3 protein-coding genes are annotated in these 4,661 nt (G+C 61.7%); 2 read left to right on the forward strand and 1 reads right to left on the reverse strand.

Annotation, left to right across the window (positions count from 1 at the left end; all coding sequences use genetic code 11):
- The first annotated feature begins 65 nt into the window (after window positions 1–65).
- Complete coding sequence (gene parC / locus D8U71_RS00685; protein ID WP_024011349.1) at window positions 66–2,330, forward strand: DNA topoisomerase IV subunit A; 2,265 nt, start codon at window positions 66–68, stop codon at window positions 2,328–2,330.
- Between the two features lie 185 nt (window positions 2,331–2,515).
- Window positions 2,516–3,226, forward strand: coding sequence for a PqiC family protein (locus tag D8U71_RS00690; protein WP_024011350.1), 711 nt, complete (start codon window positions 2,516–2,518; stop codon window positions 3,224–3,226).
- Between the two features lie 347 nt (window positions 3,227–3,573).
- Here D8U71_RS00690 and D8U71_RS00695 read toward each other — a convergent pair.
- The coding region (locus D8U71_RS00695) for a HAMP domain-containing protein (RefSeq protein ID WP_130886961.1) at window positions 3,574–4,661 on the reverse strand (1,088 nt) is incomplete at its 5' end.

The raw sequence follows: 4,661 nt of genomic DNA on the forward strand, positions 1-4,661 counted from the left end.
ACTTGAATTTACCCAGCGCGGTGGCACCATGCTGCTGCGCCAGACAACGAACCGATGAGGCCCGCATGAGCGACTCCCTTGATCTCAGCCTGGACGGTGTAGAACGCCGATCGCTGGCTGACTTCACCGAAAATGCCTACCTCAACTACTCCATGTACGTGATCATGGACCGTGCCTTGCCGCATATCGGCGACGGCCTGAAACCGGTACAGCGGCGTATCGTCTACGCCATGAGCGAGCTGGGGCTGGACGCCGATTCCAAGCACAAGAAGTCGGCGCGTACCGTCGGTGACGTGCTCGGTAAATTCCACCCCCACGGCGACTCGGCGTGCTACGAAGCGATGGTGCTGATGGCGCAGCCGTTCAGCTATCGCTACACGCTGGTCGACGGCCAGGGCAACTGGGGTGCGCCGGACGATCCCAAGTCCTTCGCCGCCATGCGTTACACCGAAGCGCGGCTGTCGCGCTATTCCGAAGTGCTGCTCAGCGAGCTGGGCCAGGGCACCGCTGACTGGGGGCCGAACTTCGACGGCACCCTGCAGGAACCGCTGGTGTTGCCAGCGCGCCTGCCGAACATTCTGCTCAACGGCACCACCGGTATCGCCGTGGGCATGGCCACCGACGTGCCGCCGCACAACCTGCGTGAAGTCGCCACCGCCTGCGTGCGTCTGCTCGATGAGCCGAAAGCCACGGTCGAGCAGCTCTGCGAACACATTCAGGGGCCGGACTATCCGACCGAAGCGGAAATCATCACGCCGCGCGCCGACCTGCTGAAGATGTACGAAACCGGCAAGGGCTCGGTGCGTATGCGCGCCGTGTACCACGTCGAGGACGGCGACATCATCGTTACCGCGCTGCCGCATCAGGTCTCCGGCGCCAAAGTGCTGGAGCAGATCGCCGCGCTGATGCAGGCCAAACCGTCGAAAGCGCCGCAGATCGCCGATCTGCGTGACGAATCCGACCACGAAAACCCGTGCCGCATCGTGATCATCCCGGTCAACAGCCGCGTCGATCACGAAGCGCTGATGCAGCACCTGTTCGCCAGCACTGAGCTGGAATCGACCTACCGGGTCAACGTCAACATCATCGGTCTGGACGGCAAGCCGCAGCTGAAAAACCTGCGTGCGCTGCTGGTCGAATGGCTGGAGTTCCGCGTGCTGACCGTGCGTCGCCGCCTGCAATTCCGCCTCGACAAGGTCGAGCGTCGTCTGCACCTGTTGGACGGTTTGCTGATTGCCTACCTCAACCTGGATGAAGTGATTCACATCATCCGTACCGAGGAGCATCCGAAAGCCAAGCTCATCGAGCGCTTCGCCCTCAGCGAGATCCAGGCCGACTACATCCTCGACACCCGCTTGCGTCAGTTGGCGCGACTGGAAGAAATGAAGCTGCGCGACGAGCAGGACGAACTGCTCAAGGAACAAGCCAAGCTGCAAGCCCTGCTGGGCAGCGAAGCGAAGCTGAAGAAACTGGTGCGCACCGAGCTGCTCAAAGACGCCGAAACCTACGGCGACGACCGCCGTTCGCCAATCGTCGAGCGCGCCGAAGCCAAGGCGTTGAGCGAGCACGATCTGCTGCCGAACGAGAAAGTCACTGTCGTGCTGTCGGAAAAGGGCTGGGTACGTTCGGCCAAGGGCCATGACATCGACGCCACCGGTCTGTCGTACAAGGCCGGCGATGGCTTCAAGACCTCGGCGGCGGGGCGCTCCAACCAGTTTGCCGTGTTCATCGACTCCACCGGCCGCAGCTATTCGGTTGCTGCGCATACCTTGCCGTCGGCCCGTGGTCAGGGCGAACCGTTGACCGGCCGCCTGACGCCGCCACCGGGCGCCTCGTTCGAATGCGTGCTGATGCCCGAAGACGATGCGCTGTACGTGATTGCCTCCGATGCCGGTTATGGCTTCGTGGTCAAAGGCGAAGACCTGCAAGCGAAGAACAAGGCTGGCAAGGCGCTGTTGAGCTTGCCGAACAACGCCAAGGTCATCGCGCCGCGCCCTGTGGCCGATCGTGAGCAGAACTGGCTGGCCTCGGTCACGACCGAAGGTCGCCTGCTGATCTTCAAAATCAGCGATCTGCCACAATTGGGTAAGGGCAAAGGCAACAAGATCATCGGTATTTCCGGTGAGCGCGTGGCCAGTCGCGAAGAATATGTCACGGACATCGCCGTTCTGCCGGAAGGCGCCACCCTGGTGTTGCAGGCTGGCAAACGGACTCTGTCACTGAAAGCCGACGACCTCGAGCACTACAAAGGTGAGCGTGGACGGCGCGGAAACAAACTTCCGCGGGGCTTCCAACGGGTCGATGCGCTGCTCGTCGAAAACCTCAATTAGGCGAGAACGCCTTCCTAGAGCGTTCGATCTGCGATTAAACGCGTAGATCGACGCTTTGGCGCTGGAGTCGGAACGCATATTCACGGATGATATGGCCTTTCAAGCGCCGGCGTGGCCGAGCGTTCTTCATATTTATTGAGTATTTTCACTGTGGTCAGCCTTGTGGCGGCCACCTGGACGGGATGATGACTGCTCTACGCCCCCTTATTTTGTTGCTCGCCGGCGTTCTTGGCCTGGCGGGTTGCAGCGTTCACCAGCCGGTGTCGCTGTACCAACTGGACAGCGGAAGTCCGGTTCAGCCTGCGCAAAGCGCGGGCATGGCGGTTTTGCTGGGGCCGGTAGTTGTAGCCGATTACCTGCAACGCGAAACCCTGCTGCAACGTCAACCGGACGGCAGCCTGCAAGCGGCGACCGACGGTCGTTGGGCTGGCAGCCTTTCGTCGGATATCGATCAGCTGCTGATGCGGCAGGTCGCCGGTCACCTGGACAGCCAGCGTGTGGTGCTGGCGCCTGCTACCGCCGGGTTCACGCCCGATGTGCAGGTGTTGCTGACCATCACCCGTCTGGATTCCGGGGCAAAACAGCCGGCGATTCTCGATGCGCAGTGGCGGTTGATCGATCGTCGCGGCAAGGTGCGTGATAATCGCATCATTCACCTGCAGGAAACGCACGCCGGCAGCACCGCGTCCCAGGTGCAGGCACAAGGCGTTCTGTTGCAGCGTCTGGCCGAGCAGTTGTCGGTGGCGCTCAAGCCACTGGCCAACCAGCCGCCCGTGGCCGAGGCACCGCGTAAAGCCGCGCCGAAACCCGCAGCGCCAGCGGCGGATGCCGAGAAGCAGCCGAAGATTCCAATGGCCTCGCCGATTCGTACGGATATGGAAGTGTTTCGCTTCTGAGGCTGGAACGAGTCAGAACAGAGCCCGCCTTGTGCGGGCTTTGTTGTGTCTGGAGGTGGGGTGGAAGATCAAAAGCCCCTCACCCTAACCCTCTCCCGGAGGGAGAGGGGACCGATTGGGGGATATTCGATAGCTACACCGACGTGAACGCGCGGAGGTGAATCCATAATCGCCAAGATCTGTCAGGTCGATATATGGCGCCAGACACCTCGGTCGGTTCCCTCTCCCTCTGGGAGAGGGCTAGGCTGAGGGGCTTTTCAGGGATGCACACATTCCAGTAACGCCGCGCACAAAAAAGCCCGCAGACAATCACTCGTCTGCGGGCTTTTGCGGATCGGGCCTAAGCCTTACGCCCGGCGCTCATGCATCCGCGCCAGTTGCCGCTCCAGCATCGACGGATAAGGCTCCATCAACCGCTCCACACAGCACGCGCCCTCAGGGCTGGCGATCGGCCGGATCCGCGCACGCTGGCGGATCAACGCGTCATCGCTGATCTTGCGTTCAACCAGTAGCAGATTGCGGCTGTGTTGCGACAAGGCCAGTGCATCCTGGGCCGAATCGGTCAGCAGCAGATCAATCTGGCTCAGGCCGAACAACTCATCGCCCAAGGTCAGGCCCAGCTGCAATTGCAGGGTGATGCCGCTGTCTGCGACCTCGATCTGCAACTGATGACCCAGAGCACGCAGCAGTTCGCCGCAGCAGATGGCATTGGTCAGGTAATCGTCGCCGCAATCTTCGGTGTGGAACAGCAACAGCGTGCTGCCATCGTTGAGGGTTTCGATTTCGCCCTGATAAAGAGAAGCAGCCTGCTCGAGGCAGTCGCGATAGCGTTCCTGCAATTCTTCCAGACGTGCGCGAGGCAAGCGGCGCAATTGTTCCTGCGAACCCAGTTGCACGGCCAGTACGGCGGTATGCTGCGGAACGTCAGGGCTCGGTTTGCGCGTGAGCGGTTGGACGGCGCCGTTCAGCGATTCGTCGCGCAGGTCGGCGAAGGCGTCATCGTCATCATCGTCTTCGACGGTGCTGACCAGGTGACGCGGCGCCGGTTTCTTCGCGGCCAGCGGGCGGCTTTCGTCGAAACTTGGATCGCGCAGGTTACGCACCTCGAATTCAGGCTCGTCTTCTTCCTCGGCGAATTCCGGCTCGGGTTCAGGTTCAGGCTCCGGTTCCGGGGCGTAGCTGGCGTGCAGCTGGCGCGCCAGATCGCCGATTTCATCCTGGCGATCGATGCCCGGTGTATGCGCGTCGATGCGGCGCAGCCACACACGCAATTGCAGCAGTGGCGTCGACAGATAACGGCCCATGCGCAGGCTCAGAGCCAGCGACAGTGCCAGCAGAATCGCGCTCAGAATGCCCATGCTTTGCAGGCTGATGGTCATTGGCTGCTGGAACTGATCCATGTCCAGGCTGATGCGCAGTTGCCCGGCCGTCACGT

Origin of the sequence: Pseudomonas sp. Sample_21 (assembly GCF_004307525.1) — a bacterium.
Lineage (GTDB): Bacteria > Pseudomonadota > Gammaproteobacteria > Pseudomonadales > Pseudomonadaceae > Aquipseudomonas > Aquipseudomonas atacamensis.

Coding starts and splice junctions, on each gene's coding strand:
- parC (WP_024011349.1), top strand. CDS start 66: ATGAGCGACTCCCTTGATCTCAGCCTGGACGGTGTAGAACGCCGATCG.
- D8U71_RS00690 (WP_024011350.1), top strand. CDS start 2,516: ATGACTGCTCTACGCCCCCTTATTTTGTTGCTCGCCGGCGTTCTTGGC.